The organism is Flavobacterium panici (assembly GCF_903819335.1).
Classification (GTDB): Bacteria; Bacteroidota; Bacteroidia; order Flavobacteriales; family Flavobacteriaceae; genus Flavobacterium; species Flavobacterium panici.
The window spans coordinates 14,001-28,971 of record NZ_CAIJDE010000033.1; the positions used below are offsets into that span (position 1 = coordinate 14,001).

Sequence of the window (14,971 nt, forward strand, 5' to 3'; positions counted from 1 at the left end):
AGAGAATTAGGTCGAATTTTCTTAAGTTTCAAAAATATATTTGAAGAAATAAAAAAACCGATCTGTATTAGCTGCAAATCGGTTTCATATTATTCTGGAAATAAGCTTTTAGAAAGCGGCTTTCATTTTATTTTTAATCGCATCAAGGCATAAGTTATTAATACTTCCTTCGTGCGTGTGTTTTGTTTGTTTTGGGGATTTGTATGTTCCCGCTTCTAATTGTTCAGCAACTGCTTTATAAGCATCTCTAAACGGCATTCCTTCAACCACCATTTCGTTTAAAGTATCTACTGTAAACAAATAATCGTATTTTTTATCTTCTAAAATATGATCTTTAACCGTAATATCTTTAATCGAAAATATAGCAATATCCAGACAAGATTTTAAAGTTTGAATTGCAGGAAACAAACCTTCTTTTAAAAGCTGTAAATCTCTGTGATATCCGCTTGGAAGATTATTTGTGATTAAAGTGATTTCGTATGGAAGCGCCTGAATTTTATTGCATTTCCCTCTAATTAATTCGAAAACATCCGGATTCTTTTTATGAGGCATAATACTTGAGCCTGTTGTAAGATGTGCCGGAAGACCAATAAAATCAAAGTTCTGGCTCATATACAAGCAAACGTCCATTGCAAATTTTGACAATGTTCCTGCAACGCTTGTCATGGCAAAAGCAACTGTTTTCTCTGCTTTTCCACGGCTCATTTGTGCTGCAACGGCATTGTATTTTAAGGTTTCAAAACCTAATTCTTGTGTTGTAAATGTTCTGTTGATTGGAAACGAACTTCCGTAACCTGCCGCAGATCCTAACGGGTTCTGGTCTACAATTTTTGAAGCGGCGTTCAACATTGTAATATCATCAATCAGACTTTCAGCATAAGCAGAAAACCACATTCCGAATGAAGATGGCATCGCGATTTGTAAATGTGTATAGCCCGGCAATAATACATTTTGATGCTTTTCTGCTGATTCCATCAACAGATCAAAAAGTGTTTTTACTTGTTCTTTAATCGCTTTTAATTCGTCTTTTAAATACAAATGAACGTCTACTAAAACCTGATCGTTACGAGAACGTGCGGTGTGGATTTTTTTTCCTGCATCGCCTAATTTTACCGTTAGAAGATATTCTATTTTAGAATGTACGTCTTCGAAACTGTCTTCGATTTCGAAATTTCCAACTACAATATCAGCTATGATTTCGTTTAATGCATCAACTAACGAAGTTGTTTCTTCTGTTGTCAATAAACCAATCTGACCTAACATTTTAGCATGTGCGATTGAACCTAAAGCATCGTATTTTGCCAAAACTAAATCCAGTTCACGGTCGTTTCCAACGGTAAATTGTTCGATTTGTTTATCTGTTGGTATTCCTTTTTCCCAAAGTTTCATAAGATGTATGTTTTTTGTTTCACAGAGATACTCAAAGTAAGCTCAGAGATTCACAAAGTTTCTTTTTTTACGTAATGTTTCTCAATTCCTGAGAGTCCTAGCCCCGATAGTAGTGGAAATCCTTTTTCTGGCTTCTTTAGCCAGGAAAAGATTGGAACGGATAGCGGGATTAGCTCCTAAATCCTTCGACTACGCTCAGGATGACAATTATAATTTAAAAAAATCAGTTAGTATTTTGATATATAAATCGACTCCTTCTTCAATTTCATTTACAAAAATAAATTCGTCTGCTGAATGTGACCGCAAAGTTTCTCCAGGCCCTAATTTTAAAGACTGACAACTCAAAACCGACTGATCGGAAAGTGTCGGCGAACCATAAGTTGTTCTTCCCAAAGCAATTCCCGCCTGAACCAAACCGTGTGAAACTGGAATTGACGATGCGTTTAAATGCATGGATCTTGGCGTTACTTCGGCATTTACATTTGCTTTTACAACTTCCAAAATTTCAGCATTTGTGTAACGATCTGTTACGCGGATATCAACCACTAAATCACATTCTGAAGGTACTACATTATGTTGTTTTCCTGCACTGATTTGTGTTACGGTCATTTTTACAGGACCTAAAACGTCTGAGATTTTGTCGAATTTATAGTTTTTAAACCATTCCATTACGGGAATTGATTTGTATATTGAATTATCATCGTTTTGGTGTGCGGCGTGGCTTGCAGTTCCTTTTACTTTTACGTCAAGAACTAATAATCCTTTTTCTGCAACGGCTAATTGCATTAATGTTGGTTCTCCAACAATGGCGCAGTCTAATTCCGGTAAATGCTTTAAAACACTATTTAATCCATTTTTTCCGCTGCTTTCTTCTTCGGCGGAAGCCACAATTACAATATTATGTGATAAGTTTTGATTTTCGTAAAAATGAACGAATGTTGCCAATAATGAAACTAGGCATCCTCCGGCATCATTACTTCCTAAACCAAATAATTTACCGTCGTTTTCGATTGCTTTAAACGGATCATTAGTATAAGCTTGATTGGGTCTTACAGTATCGTGATGTGAATTTAGTAAAAGTGTTGGTTTGTTTTCGTCGAAATACTTGTTGAAAGCCCACACATTATTGTTTTCTCTTTTGAAAGGAATCTCGTTTTGATTGAACCAATTTTCGATTAACAAAGCCGTTTGGTCTTCTTCACTTGAAAATGAAGGGGTTTCGATTAAGCTTTTTAATAAACTAATTGCTTCCTGGGTAAGCGTATTTATACTTTTCATAAGTTTGGTTTCTTTGCCACGAAGGCGCGAAGTCACAAAGTTTTTAATAAAAATCGTGACATTTTTGATTTGCGCAAATTTCTAAAATTAAATTTTAAAAGCACTGCGCAGTGCTGTTTTTTTGCCACTAATTACACGAATTTTCACAAATTATTTTTTTGGTAACAGATTTAAAATCAAAATAAACTTTTTAATGTAAGTCTAAAATTATTTTCTCTTTTAAAAGAAAAAATTAGAGTCAATTCATGGCAACATCTTTTATAATGAAATCGTTGTATGCAGAATATCTGGATTTTGGAGCATTTTATGATGCCCAATTTTGATTTTCTGTACTCCTCTTGATAAACTATTGAAACAGTTATCCAGTTTTGGAATCATTCCGGAATGGATTACTTTTTCTTCTTTTAGTTTATTGTATAAGGCTTCGTTGATTTCTATTATTACAGATGAATCGTCTTCTGAGTCTTGTAAAACGCCTTGTTTTTCAAAACAATATGTCAACGTAACATCAAAAACTTCAGATAATGCAATTGATAATTCGCTTGCAATTGTATCTGCATTTGTGTTTAATAATTGTCCGTTTTTATCGTGCGTAATTGCACAGAAAACAGGAACAACGCCTGCTTCTAATAAAGTTGCCAGTAATTTAGTGTTTACTTGTTTTACATCGCCTACAAATCCGTAATCGATTGTCGGGTGATTTCGTTTTGTGGACTGAATTAAATTTCCGTCAGCTCCAGAAAAACCAATTGCATTATTATCTTTTGCCTGCAATTGTGCAACAATATGCTTGTTGATTTGTCCTGCGTAAATCATTACCACAACATCAAGCATTGGAGCATCTGTAATTCGGCGTCCGTCAATCATTTGCGGAACCAAACCAATGCTCTGCGCCATTTTTGTAGCCGATTTTCCTCCGCCGTGAACTAAAACTTTATAGCCTTCAATTTTAGAAAAATCGGTTAAGAATTGTTCTAATTCTGCTGGATTGTCGATGATGTTTCCACCTATTTTTATTACTGATACTTTCATAAGATTCTAAGGTTCTGAGATTCTAAGATACTAAGTTTTTTCTGCGCAAAGTTTCTTAGCATCTTAGTAGCTTAGAATCTTAGCAACTTTAAAAAAATTATATTTTTTTAAGAATCTTTTGTAAAACTAATTGTGCTGAATACGTTCTATTATTAGCTTGTTCGATTACGATTGAATTTTCCCCGTCTAAAACTTCGTCGCTTACAATTACGTTACGACGAACTGGAAGACAGTGCATGAATTTTCCGTTGTTGGTTAAAGCCATTTTTTCGGCTGTAACTGTCCAGTTTGGATCGCTGTTGGTTACTTTTCCGTAATCGTTGAAATTACTCCAGTTTTTTACATAAACGAAATCAGCATTTTCAAAAGCTTTGTTTTGATCGTATTCGATTTTGCTGTCTTTTGTTATTTCCGGACTTAGTTCGTAACCTTCCGGGTGTGTGATTACAAAATCCATGTCTTTTTGCATTTGCATCATTTCTACGAATGAATTCGCAACCGCCTGAGGCAAAGCTTTTGGATGTGGCGCCCAAGAAAGTACTACTTTGGGTTTGTGTTTCGTTTTGTGTTCTTCCATCGTAATAGCATCTGCTAAAGACTGTAATGGATGACGAACAGCACTTTCCATGTTTACAATTGGCACTGTTGCGTATTTCAAAAATCCTGAAATTACTGTTTCCTGATAATCTTTTTCTTTATCAACTAAACCTGCAAAAGCACGGATTGCGATGATATCACAATATTGCGAAACTACTTCTGCCGCCTCTTTAATGTGTTCAGATGCGCCAGAATTCATCACGGCTCCATCTTCGAATTCTAATGTCCATCCTTCGTTGGTAAAATTCATTACCATAACGTTCATTCCTAAGTTTAAAGCCGCTTTTTGAGTACTCAAACGCGTTCTTAAACTCGGATTGAAGAATAACATTCCTAAGGTTTTGTTTTTACCTAATTTTTTATTTTTAAGCGGCTCTTTTTTGATCTTGATCGCACTTTTTACCCATTTTGATAATGAGTCTATGTCTTTTATTGAAATATAATTCATGTCTTTTTTGTTTAATTTAGATAATATGATAATTAGAAAATTGGATAATTGTGCATTATCTGATTAACTAATTTTCTAATTGACTCATTAGATTATTTTCGTAAACGGAATTTCGTCCTTTAATGCTTTTAGAATAAAATTATCATTTAATCCATTTACGATCCAGGTTTCTATATTTGCTGCTTTTGCAATTCCAGCTGCTTCTATTTTAGACTGCATTCCTCCTGTTCCGTGTGATGATTTTGATTCGCCGATTTCTTTTTCAAGCGTTTTTAAATCATTAACTAATTTTATCGTTTCCGGAATCTCATCGTGAATAGAATCTTTCGTATAAATTCCGTTTGTATTGGTTGCAATAATCAGAATATCAACATTTAAAAGAACCGCCGTTAAAGCAGCTAATTTGTCATTATCTCCAAACCGAATCTCATCTGTGGCAACGGTATCGTTTTCATTGATAATCGGAATGTAATTGTTTTTAACCAATACATTAATGGTATTTACAATGTTCTTTTTTGTCTGCTCTTTTTCAAAATCAGAATAAGAAAGTAAACACTGCGAAGTATTCAATCCTAAATCCTTAAAGTTTTCATTGTAAATCCGCATTAAATGTGGCTGTCCGATTGAAGCCAAAGCTTGCTTTACAAAAACATCTTTATCTTGATTATCCAGTTTTACAAATTGCTTCGCTGCCGCAATTGCTCCTGAACTTACGATGATAAACTCATATTCTTCGTTTAAAGCCGCAATCTGTATTCCGAGGTCTTCAATCTTTCCCCGCGAAATATGATTGGTTTCTTTGGTTAAAGTATTACTTCCTATTTTTAATAAAATCCGTTTTTTTGCCATGTCTTTTGTTTTTGCCACGAAGGCGCTAAGGCACTAAGTTATTTTTAACGCAAAGGCGCAAGGTTTTTTTTATATTTTTTTTGTTTACAAACGCTAAGTTAGCAAAGCTTTATATATAGTTAAATTCCAAAAAATAAATTCCAAATTCCAATAATCTGAAATCAAAAATCGTTAATCATCAATCTAAAATCTGAACTCTAAAATCTAAAATTATCGTATCTGCCCTTCTCCGTACACGTACCATTTATTGGTTACGAGATGTTGAAGGCCTATTGGTCCTCTTTGATGCAATTTATCTGTGCTTATCGCTAATTCTCCTCCTAAACCAAATTGACCGCCATCTGTGAATCTTGTTGATGCATTTTGGTAAACTGCGGCTGCGTCTATCACTTCCATAAATTGCTGAGCAGCTTCGTTATCTCTTGAAATAATTGCTGCCGAATGTCCACCGCAATATTTATTGATCATTTCGATCGCATTTTCCTGAGAATCGATGGTCCCAATTACGATTTTATAATCTAAAAATTCTTCGTACCAAATATCTTCGTTTTGAAGTGTTTTGGTATTTTCGAAATTTGCTAAAGATTTATCTACAATAACTTCCACTTTTGCTTCAATTAAAGCTTCAATCAACATTGCTGTGAAACCTTCAAAATTTGGTAGTTTAGAATCTATTAAAACTTTATCCAAAGCATTACAGGCCGAAATTTTAGCAGTTTTAGCATTTAGAATTACTTTTAAAGCTAAATCTGTATCTGCTTTTTCATGAACGTAAACAAAATTATTTCCTCGTCCGCTTACAATTACGGGACAAGTGGCGTGTGCTTTTACAAACTCAATTAATTTTTCTCCGCCCCTTGGAACTATTAAATCGACTTTTTGATTTGGTTTTTCTAAAAAAGCCTGCGTTTCTGTTCTGTTATAATTCAGATATTCAACCCAGTCTTTTGAAACTCCGTTTTCTTCTAAAGCTTTGTGCCAAAGACTTACGATTTTCAAATTTGATTTTAAAGATTCTTTTCCTCCTTTTAATAAAATCTTGTTTCCGGATTTAAAAGCGATTCCACCAGCTTCTATTGTAACATCTGGACGAGATTCATAAATGATTAAAATCGTTCCGAAAGCGGCTGTTTTATTTATGACTTTTATTCCATTATCATGAGTAAAATGAAAACGCTCAACGCCAACGGGATCTTCTTGTGAAGCCAATTGGTTTAATGATAAAATCATTTCGTCGACTTTTTTATCATCTACTTTTAGGCGTTCTTCCATCGCTAAATCGGAACCGTCGTAATCGGCAAGATCTTCCTGATTGGTCAAGATAATCTGACTCCGCTCCTGCTCGACCATCTTTGCCATAGATCGCAAAACCAGATTGCGTTTTTCAATTGATAATGGATTCATAATTATAGTTGGTAGTTTTTAGAAATTATTATTAAACAATCTACTTAACATTATTAAGAGCAGGATTATTTTTATCCTCCAATGACCAAATACCTTTCTTATCTGTTTTTGCATAATATTGAATCTGATCAACAAATCCATTCCTAAGCTGTTTCTCATTTATCCATGCAAGCCCATTAGCTATTAAATCTTCATATACTGATTTATTATCACCATACATCAGCCATGCATAAACTTTATTGCTTTCCCTACTGTTTACTCTAACCAAGACTTCTAAATTTAAATATTCTTTCGATAAAAATTCATTTGTTTCTTTATAGAATAACTGTTTTATTGAAGGTGTCTTAACTCCAGCCAAATAAACTTTATGGAGTTTATTTTTTTTATCTTTAATAAGAATGACATTATTTTCAAGTATTTTAACAACTTTACCTTTGTATTGATCTTGAGCAATTGACTTAGCTGAAAATAAAACAAAAATCAGTGTAATGATAATTTTCTTCATTTTGGTGTTTTTAATTAAAATACCTTTAACATTATTAGGCTTTAAGTTCTTCCAAACTTTCTTTTAAAGCTTTTACAAACGTATCAATATCAGCTTTTTTCACAGTTAATGGAGGTAAAATTCTAAGCAGATTTTTGTTGTTTGCGCTTCCTGTAAAAATGTGTTTTTCGATGATTAATTTCTTTCTTAAAGCGGCAACATCAAAATCAAATTCTACTCCAAGCATTAATCCTTTTCCTTTTACTTGTTTAATGCCTTCAACTTCTTTGATTTTCTCTAAGAAATATTCATAAACTTCATTTACATTTTTTTGTAAATCAAGTTTTTCAATTACATCAAGAACTGCAATTCCTGCCGCACAAGATAAATGGCTTCCGCCGAAAGTTGTCCCTAATAATCCGAAACTTGCTTCGAATTTTGGAGAAATTAAAATCGCCCCAACCGGAAATCCGTTCCCCATTCCTTTTGCTACTGAAATAATATCAGCGTTGATTCCGTGATGTTGAAACGCAAAGAATTTCCCGCTTCTTCCATATCCTGATTGTACTTCATCTAAAATCAAAACAACATCGTGTTTTTTACATGCTTTTTCTAGCGCTTGAAAAAATTCAGTTGTTCCCTGGTCTAAACCTCCAACTCCCTGAATTCCTTCGATAATTACTGCTGTAACATCGCCTTTAGCCAATTCAGCTTCAACTAAATCGATTTGATTTAAAGGTAAAAAAGTAACTTCCTGCTGTGCATTTAATGGCGCAACAATCTTTTTGTTATCTGTAACGGCAACTGCCGCAGAAGTTCTTCCGTGGAAAGAATTATCAAAAGCAACGACTCTTGATTTTCCGTTATGGAAAGACGCTAATTTTAAAGCATTTTCATTGGCTTCGGCACCAGAACTGCATAAAAATAATTCGTAATCTTCTAAACCAGAAAGTTTTCCTAATTTCTGTGCTAATTCAACCTGTAAAGGATTCTGAATCGCATTCGAATAAAATCCTAAATGGTCTAATTGATTCTTCAATTTTGCTACATAATCCGGCTGTGTGTGTCCGATAGAAATCACACCATGTCCACTGTATAAATCTAAATATTCTACTCCTTTATCATCAATAATGGTACAATCGACTGCTTTTACTGGAGTTATGTTGTATAATGGGTAAACGTTGAATAAGTTCATTTTTGTTTTTTGTTTATTTTGTTTCAGGTTTCAAGTTTCAGGTTACGTACAGAACGTGAAACCTGAAACTTAAAACTTGAAACTATTATTAAAATCCGCTTGGTCTCAAATTTAAACCTGTCGTTTCTTCTAAACCGAACATTAAATTCATGTTTTGAATTGCTTGTCCTGAAGCACCTTTGGTTAAATTATCTATAATTGATGTTATGAGAACCCGGTTTCCTTTTTTCAATAAACTAATGATACATTTGTTCGTTTGCACCACTTGTTTCAGGTTAATGTTTGTTGTAGTAATGGTTACAAAAGTTTCATTTTTATAGAAATCATCGTATTTCTCTACTAATTGTTCCAAACTATCATCACATAATGTATATAAAGTTGCAAAAATTCCTCTTGGAAAATCTCCTCTGTTCGGAATAAAAAGCAACTCGCTTTCGAAATCGTCCTGCAGCTGAACCAAACTTTCTGAAATTTCACCTAAATGCTGGTGTTCAAAAGCTTTATAATGCGACATATTGTTGTTTCTCCAGCTGAAATGAGACGTTTCTGAAAGTCCAACTCCTGCACCAGTACTTCCGGTTGTAGCATTAATATGAACATCATTATTTAGCATATTATGTTCTGCTAATGGCAACAAAGCCAATTGTATAGCTGTTGCAAAACAACCTGGATTTGCAACGTAATTTGCTTTTTTAATTTCTGCTTTGTTCAATTCAGGCAATCCGTAAACAAAATCTTTTCCTTGAAAATGGGCATCTTTATTCAATCTAAAATCATTTCCTAAATCGATAATTTTAGTGTGGTTTGCAAATGCGTTTTGCTGCAAAAACGAAATTGATTTTCCGTGACCTAAACATAAAAATACCACATTTACGTCAGGATTTATTATATCCGTAAAATTCATTTCGATATCACCCATCAAATCGTGGTGCGCCACAGAAAGTGGTTTTCCAGCATTTGTTGTACTGTAAACAAAATCGATGTTTACTTTTGGATGATACATTAAAATTCTGATGAGTTCTCCGGCTGTGTAACCCGAACCACCAATTATTCCGACATTAATCATAATTTTATTTTTTTAGATTCTCGAGAGAAACTTTTATTTTTAATCCTCAACAATATTGAACTTAACGGATACAAATTTTATTGATTTTATTATTCCTACATTAATATTATGAGGTTCTTCAACATTATAAATCTCTGTAAAACTTGAATTTGCTGCAATTTCAATATATGGAGGAACTCTTTTTATCGGAGTTAGTATTAACCCATCAGAATTTATTGTGATGTTAGAAACTCCTTTAATTGCAACATTATTCGGATTTGTATACTTAATTTCATAGTGAAGTTTAGACGAATTATTTCCTGTATCAGATGTATATTCAAATAATAAAACTTCAGAGGTAATGTCTTTTAAAGTTTCTTTTTCAGTTTTTTTGTCATTATCACTTTCGCATGCAAAAAATAATAGAAGAAATGGAAGTAAAAAGAATATTTTTGTTTTCATAAATTAAATTTTATTATTTAAATATAAACGATAACAACTAATTAGTCATGATCTAATTGATTTACAGATGAAAATATGTTTTGTGCATTTCCAAGAATCTTAATAAATCCTTTTGCATCATCAGATGTCCATGCATTGTTCATTTCTCCGTATTGACCAAAACCTGTGTTCATCAAATCATTTTTAGATTCGATTCCGTCAAGTGAAAAATGATATGGTTTTAATGAAACCGTTACAGTTCCATTTACTGTTTTTTGTGTGTCTTGCAGGAAAGTTTCAATGTTTCTCATCACCGGATCTAAGAACTGACCTTCGTGAAATAACATTCCGTACCAGTTTCCTAGTTGTTCTTTCCAGTATTGCTGCCATTTCCCAAGAGTATGTTTCTCTAATAAATGGTGCGCTTTGATAATAATTAACGGTGCAGCTGCTTCAAAACCCACTCTTCCTTTAATTCCAATAATAGTATCTCCAACGTGAATATCTCTACCAATTGCGTAAGCATTCGCCAGTTTTTCAAGAGCAACAATATTATTTGATGGTTTATCTGTTTTTCCGTTTATTCCAACTAATTCCCCTTGCTCAAAATGCAACGTTACTTTTTCTTCGCCTTCTTTTTTCAATTGAGATGGATAAGCTTCACTTGGCAATGGCTGACCAGAAGTTAAAGTTTCCTTTCCTCCTACGCTTGTTCCCCAAAGTCCTTTATTGATAGAATATTGTGCTTTTTCCCAAGAATAGTGAACTCCGTTTTTAGATAAATAATCTACTTCTTCTTGTCTTGAAAGTTTTAAATCTCTAATTGGTGTAATGATTTCGATTTCCGGCGCAATGGTTTGGAAAATTAAATCAAAACGAATTTGATCATTTCCTGCACCTGTACTTCCGTGTGCGATAGCGCTTGCTCCTACTTTTTTAGCATATTTTATAGCTTCAATTGCTTGAAAAACACGTTCTGCACTTACTGATAATGGATATGTATTATTTTTTAATACGTTTCCGAAAATCAAATATTTTATAGCTTTATCATAATATTTATCTACGATGGTAAGGTTTGCGTGTTGTGCGCTTCCTAATTCGTAAGCTCTTTTTTCAATGGCTGATAATTCTTCTGCGTCAAATCCTCCTGTATCTACCAATACAGTGTGAACTTCGTATCCTTTTTCATTTTTTAAATATTTCAAACAATACGAGGTATCTAATCCTCCGCTATAAGCTAATACTACTTTTTTCATTTTTTATAATTTTGGCCAATACTTTCGTATTTAGCAGTTTGAGATTTCTTTTTGGTTAAATTTTAAATAAAAAAACAAATGACAATATTTTGTTTAAAAATAAAGCCTGTTTAATTTTTTTAAGTCTGCTTAAAACAGCCTCGTTAAAAGGATGTCTTGGCGGCGTTTTTTGTTTTTCTTTTGGGTCGTATAGCATTCCTGTGCAAAGACACATTTTGTTTTCTTTGCTTTGCAGGATTTGATAATTGGTACAAGTTTTACAACCTGACCAAAAACTTGGATCTGTCGTTAATTCTGAGAAAGGAACGGGTTTATAACCTAATTCAGAATTGATTTTCATAACTGCCAAACCAGTTGTGATTCCGAATATTTTAGCGTCTGGATATCTCTTCAAAGAGTAATCAAAAACTTTAGATTTTATCTTTTTTGCTAATCCTAAACTTCTGTAGTCAGGATGAACGATTAATCCGGAATGTGCCACAAATTTTCCGTGCTGCCAGCTTTCGATATAACAAAAACCTGCAAATTTTCCGTCTGCCAGAGCAATCATTGCATCACCATTCGACATTTTTTTCTGAATATACTCAGGAGTTCTTTTAGCAATCCCCGTACCTCTTAACAAGGCAGATGATTCTATCGTATCGCAAATTTCCTGTGCGAATTTGAAGTGTTCTTCCTGGGTAACAACAATAGAGATCTTCATTTCAATAATTGAAGTTAGAGTTAAAAATTAAAGCATATTGTTTAGTTTGAAATCCAGAATTGAATCCAATAAAATTAAGCAAAATAGAAGTAACATCTTCAAAATCAAAAAGTTGATTAAGAAAGTTTACAAAATAATAAATACTTTTAGGATATGTTTGTCCAATGGACAAATTATGTGATTTCAAAATGAAAAATGGATATGAATAAATATACGGCTATAAAACTCAGTGAATACTATAGAGATAGTATCCGTACTTCGGGAGAAGTAATCGGTGAGTTTGTCCGTGACAAAGAAGTTGTATGTAAACTTATTTTATTCATCGGTGCAAAAGTACATTATTTTTTTATTCACAAAACAAAAAATCAAAATTCTAACATTTTTTTAATGAAAAGTTATTTTTTTGAAAGATGCTAAGGTTCTAAGTTGCTAAGATTCTAAGATTTTAAATTCGTGCACGCAAACTTGAAACTTGAAACTTAAAACTTGAAACAAAAACAAAACCCGATAGCTATAATAACTATCGGGTTTTTAAATACTTCTATTTTTGAATTATTACTTTTTCGTAAATGGAATAACTTGTCCATTATCTATAAGTGTCATATCGAAACCTGTTTTGGCTTCGTTGAATTTAAATTTCAATCCTGCTCTTTTTGATTCAAAAGTATCTTTTTCACCTGCAACAGGAGTTAAAGTAAATTTTGGATAGTTTGGAAGTTCTGCATTTAAAACGCTGTTTTTCTCTGTCAATTCTATTGTTAAAGGTGATTTTACAGTAACATAATTCCCTACATAACCATCTAAAATAATATCCTTTTCAACTTTTCCCTTTCCCGCTGTCCACACATTATTACTGTCGTTATAATCCGGGAAAGCATGATCTGGATCAAGTGTAATGCTTTCAATTTCTTCTGTTGAATTATGTTTGAAAGACCACTCGTTGTTACGCTGCCAAATTTCTACCGGAAGTTTAACTCTTGTTATTTTTCCGCTTTTTGTTTTAACGTCTAATACAATTGGCATTGGCATTTTGTCGAAGTTCTCAACATTGATTACAACACCTTTTGCCGGATCATTTTTTACATATTTAATCCAGTTGATTCCCTGATCAAATCTCCAGTTGTTTACGAACCAGCTTCTCCAGAACCAGCTTAAATCTTCACCTGCAACATTTTCAATAGTTCTAAAGAAATCGTCCGGAGTTGGATGTTTGTAAGCCCAGCGCTCTACATAAGTACGTAATGCTTTATCAAAACGCTCTTGTCCTAAAACCTGCTCTCTTAAAATAACTAATCCTGCACTTGGTTTTGCATAACATAAAACACCAATATTAGCTTCCTTCATATTATCAGGAGAACTCATAATGGTTTCTAATTTTGGGCTTGTGAAATATTCTGCTTCTTCATGTAAATTAGATGCAGGCTGTTTGTATTCTCCGTTATTAAAATCGTAAGAACTTACAGAGTTAATAAAGGTATTGAAACCTTCATCCATCCAGGCAAAATAACGCTCGTTTGAACCTACAATCATTGGGAACCAAATATGTCCGAATTCGTGATCTGTAACTCCCCATAAATCATCTCCTTTAGATTTCCATCCGCAGAAAACAATTCCCGGATATTCCATTCCACCTTCATTTCCTGCTACGTTTGTAGCCGCAGGATAAGGATATTCGAACCATCTTTTAGAGTAATTTTCGATAGACGCTTTAGTATATTCTGTAGAACGTCCCCAAGCATCATTTCCTGAACTTTCAACAGGATATGCTGATAATGCTAAAGATTTTTTTCCGCTTGGTAAATTTATTTTTGCTCCATCTAAAATAAAAGCCGGAGATGATGCCCAAGAAAAGTCACGTGCATTTTTAATTTTATAATGCCAAGTTTTTTGTGCCGAAGCATTGCTGTTTGCAGTCGCAGCAACTTCATCTGCAGAACGAATTATAACGGTTTTATCACTTTGAGAAGCATCTTTATATCTTTTCAATTGTTCTGCAGAAAATACTTCTGCTCCGTTTACTAATTCTCCGGAACCTACAACGTAGTGATTTGCAGGAACGGTCAATTTTACATCAAAATCTCCATATTCTAAATAAAACTCAGAAGCTCCTAAATAAGGTGCCGTATTCCATCCTCTTACGTCATCATAAACACACATACGCGGATACCATTGTGCGATTGTGAATATTTTTCCGTTTTTAGTTTCTAAAACTCCCATTCTGTCTGAACCTTCAAATGGTGCAATAAATGAGAATTCGATTTTAATTTTTACAGAAGCTCCTTTTTCTGCTAATTCCTGTGGAAGGAAAATCTGCATTCTGGTATCTGTAACGATATATTTTGCTTCAACTTCTGTTTTGGTTTTCCCGCCAGAAATTACTTTTACTGATTTAATTTTATTTCCTCCGTCAAAAACCTGACCTTGAGCTCCATTACGGCTTCCGGTTAAAGGTACAACAGCATTTCCTCTGGAATCTTCTTTAAATAAATTTTGATCTAAATTCAGCCAAAGAAATCCAAGTTTATCAGGACTATTATTTGTATATGTAATTTCATCTGTACCTACAATTTCATTTGTAGTTCCGTTAAGCTTTGCCGTTATTTGATAATCGGCTCTGTTCTGCCAATATTCAACGCCTGGCTGACCGCTTGCAGTACGAGTAGAAGTACCATTTTTTGTATAAAAATGCGGTGCGAATGCATCATGATAATTGTAATTATTTACTGGATTTGCCGCTGTTGCTGAAGGCGTTTGTTGTGCCCAAACAGAAGAAAATCCAATAAACAAAGCCATGGTTAAAAAGGCTTTTGAAGATTGTTTTTTCATATTTTTTAGCTGTTTATGTAGCAA

At 33.6% G+C, this 14,971-nt stretch carries 14 protein-coding genes; 1 reads left to right on the forward strand and 13 read right to left on the reverse strand.

From position 1 onward, the window contains the following. Positions 1–108: 108 nt before the first annotated feature. The 12 genes from argH to FLAPXU55_RS05970 all read right to left on the reverse strand — a co-directional run bounded on the left by argH (position 109) and on the right by FLAPXU55_RS05970 (position 12,121). Complete coding sequence (argH, locus tag FLAPXU55_RS05915) at positions 109–1,389, reverse strand: argininosuccinate lyase (RefSeq protein WP_180856951.1); 1,281 nt, start codon at positions 1,387–1,389, stop codon at positions 109–111. Between the two features lie 207 nt (positions 1,390–1,596). Continuing rightward, complete coding sequence (locus tag FLAPXU55_RS05920) at positions 1,597–2,667, reverse strand: M20 family metallo-hydrolase (RefSeq protein WP_180856952.1); 1,071 nt, start codon at positions 2,665–2,667, stop codon at positions 1,597–1,599. A 258-nt stretch (positions 2,668–2,925) separates the two neighbouring features. Beyond that, positions 2,926–3,699 (reverse strand): acetylglutamate kinase, encoded by a 774-nt coding sequence (argB, locus tag FLAPXU55_RS05925; protein WP_180856953.1) that lies wholly within the window; start codon positions 3,697–3,699, stop codon positions 2,926–2,928. A gap of 97 nt (positions 3,700–3,796) precedes the next feature. Continuing rightward, the gene (locus tag FLAPXU55_RS05930) at positions 3,797–4,744 is read right to left on the reverse strand and encodes an N-acetylornithine carbamoyltransferase (RefSeq protein WP_180856954.1); all 948 of its coding nucleotides are present in this window, start codon (positions 4,742–4,744) and stop codon (positions 3,797–3,799) included. Between the two features lie 87 nt (positions 4,745–4,831). Beyond that, entirely contained in the window at positions 4,832–5,593 is a 762-nt protein-coding gene (proB, locus tag FLAPXU55_RS05935) for a glutamate 5-kinase (protein ID WP_180856955.1), read from the reverse strand. A gap of 210 nt (positions 5,594–5,803) precedes the next feature. Beyond that, complete coding sequence (locus tag FLAPXU55_RS05940) at positions 5,804–6,997, reverse strand: glutamate-5-semialdehyde dehydrogenase (RefSeq protein ID WP_180856956.1); 1,194 nt, start codon at positions 6,995–6,997, stop codon at positions 5,804–5,806. A 40-nt stretch (positions 6,998–7,037) separates the two neighbouring features. Further along, the gene (locus tag FLAPXU55_RS05945; protein WP_180856957.1) at positions 7,038–7,502 is read right to left on the reverse strand and encodes a thermonuclease family protein; all 465 of its coding nucleotides are present in this window, start codon (positions 7,500–7,502) and stop codon (positions 7,038–7,040) included. Between the two features lie 34 nt (positions 7,503–7,536). Next, positions 7,537–8,676 (reverse strand): aspartate aminotransferase family protein, encoded by a 1,140-nt coding sequence (locus FLAPXU55_RS05950; protein ID WP_180856958.1) that lies wholly within the window; start codon positions 8,674–8,676, stop codon positions 7,537–7,539. Between the two features lie 88 nt (positions 8,677–8,764). Then, positions 8,765–9,742 (reverse strand): N-acetyl-gamma-glutamyl-phosphate reductase, encoded by a 978-nt coding sequence (gene argC, locus FLAPXU55_RS05955; protein WP_180856959.1) that lies wholly within the window; start codon positions 9,740–9,742, stop codon positions 8,765–8,767. Positions 9,743–9,781: 39 nt separating this feature from the next. Continuing rightward, positions 9,782–10,183 (reverse strand): hypothetical protein, encoded by a 402-nt coding sequence (locus FLAPXU55_RS05960; protein WP_180856960.1) that lies wholly within the window; start codon positions 10,181–10,183, stop codon positions 9,782–9,784. 41 nt (positions 10,184–10,224) lie between these two features. Continuing rightward, positions 10,225–11,418, reverse strand: coding sequence for an argininosuccinate synthase (locus FLAPXU55_RS05965; protein WP_053472171.1), 1,194 nt, complete (start codon positions 11,416–11,418; stop codon positions 10,225–10,227). A 55-nt stretch (positions 11,419–11,473) separates the two neighbouring features. Further along, positions 11,474–12,121 carry a GNAT family N-acetyltransferase gene (locus FLAPXU55_RS05970; protein ID WP_180856961.1) on the reverse strand — a complete coding sequence of 216 codons (648 nt, stop codon included), beginning with the start codon at positions 12,119–12,121 and terminating at the stop codon, positions 11,474–11,476. A 201-nt stretch (positions 12,122–12,322) separates the two neighbouring features. On the opposite strand from FLAPXU55_RS05970, the gene FLAPXU55_RS05975 reads away from it, so the two are divergent. Continuing rightward, positions 12,323–12,538, forward strand: a complete 216-nt coding sequence (locus tag FLAPXU55_RS05975) for a hypothetical protein (RefSeq protein ID WP_180856962.1) — start codon at positions 12,323–12,325, stop codon at positions 12,536–12,538. Positions 12,539–12,676: 138 nt separating this feature from the next. Here FLAPXU55_RS05975 and FLAPXU55_RS05980 read toward each other — a convergent pair whose 3' ends face one another. Beyond that, complete coding sequence (locus tag FLAPXU55_RS05980) at positions 12,677–14,947, reverse strand: M1 family metallopeptidase (protein ID WP_180856963.1); 2,271 nt, start codon at positions 14,945–14,947, stop codon at positions 12,677–12,679. Positions 14,948–14,971: the final 24 nt, after the last annotated feature.

What these genes read in the sequence shown, in the direction of transcription:
- FLAPXU55_RS05950 (WP_180856958.1), bottom strand. Translation starts at nt 8,676, where the DNA reads ATGAACTTATTCAACGTTTACCCATTATACAACATAACTCCAGTAAAA.
- FLAPXU55_RS05960 (WP_180856960.1), bottom strand. Translation starts at nt 10,183, where the DNA reads ATGAAAACAAAAATATTCTTTTTACTTCCATTTCTTCTATTATTTTTT.
- FLAPXU55_RS05980 (WP_180856963.1), bottom strand. Translation starts at nt 14,947, where the DNA reads ATGAAAAAACAATCTTCAAAAGCCTTTTTAACCATGGCTTTGTTTATT.
- FLAPXU55_RS05940 (WP_180856956.1), bottom strand. Translation starts at nt 6,997, where the DNA reads ATGAATCCATTATCAATTGAAAAACGCAATCTGGTTTTGCGATCTATG.
- argC (WP_180856959.1), bottom strand. Translation starts at nt 9,742, where the DNA reads ATGATTAATGTCGGAATAATTGGTGGTTCGGGTTACACAGCCGGAGAA.
- FLAPXU55_RS05945 (WP_180856957.1), bottom strand. Translation starts at nt 7,502, where the DNA reads ATGAAGAAAATTATCATTACACTGATTTTTGTTTTATTTTCAGCTAAG.
- FLAPXU55_RS05930 (WP_180856954.1), bottom strand. Translation starts at nt 4,744, where the DNA reads ATGAATTATATTTCAATAAAAGACATAGACTCATTATCAAAATGGGTA.
- proB (WP_180856955.1), bottom strand. Translation starts at nt 5,593, where the DNA reads ATGGCAAAAAAACGGATTTTATTAAAAATAGGAAGTAATACTTTAACC.
- FLAPXU55_RS05965 (WP_053472171.1), bottom strand. Translation starts at nt 11,418, where the DNA reads ATGAAAAAAGTAGTATTAGCTTATAGCGGAGGATTAGATACCTCGTAT.
- argB (WP_180856953.1), bottom strand. Translation starts at nt 3,699, where the DNA reads ATGAAAGTATCAGTAATAAAAATAGGTGGAAACATCATCGACAATCCA.
- FLAPXU55_RS05970 (WP_180856961.1), bottom strand. Translation starts at nt 12,121, where the DNA reads ATGAAGATCTCTATTGTTGTTACCCAGGAAGAACACTTCAAATTCGCA.
- FLAPXU55_RS05975 (WP_180856962.1), top strand. Translation starts at nt 12,323, where the DNA reads ATGAATAAATATACGGCTATAAAACTCAGTGAATACTATAGAGATAGT.
- FLAPXU55_RS05920 (WP_180856952.1), bottom strand. Translation starts at nt 2,667, where the DNA reads ATGAAAAGTATAAATACGCTTACCCAGGAAGCAATTAGTTTATTAAAA.
- argH (WP_180856951.1), bottom strand. Translation starts at nt 1,389, where the DNA reads ATGAAACTTTGGGAAAAAGGAATACCAACAGATAAACAAATCGAACAA.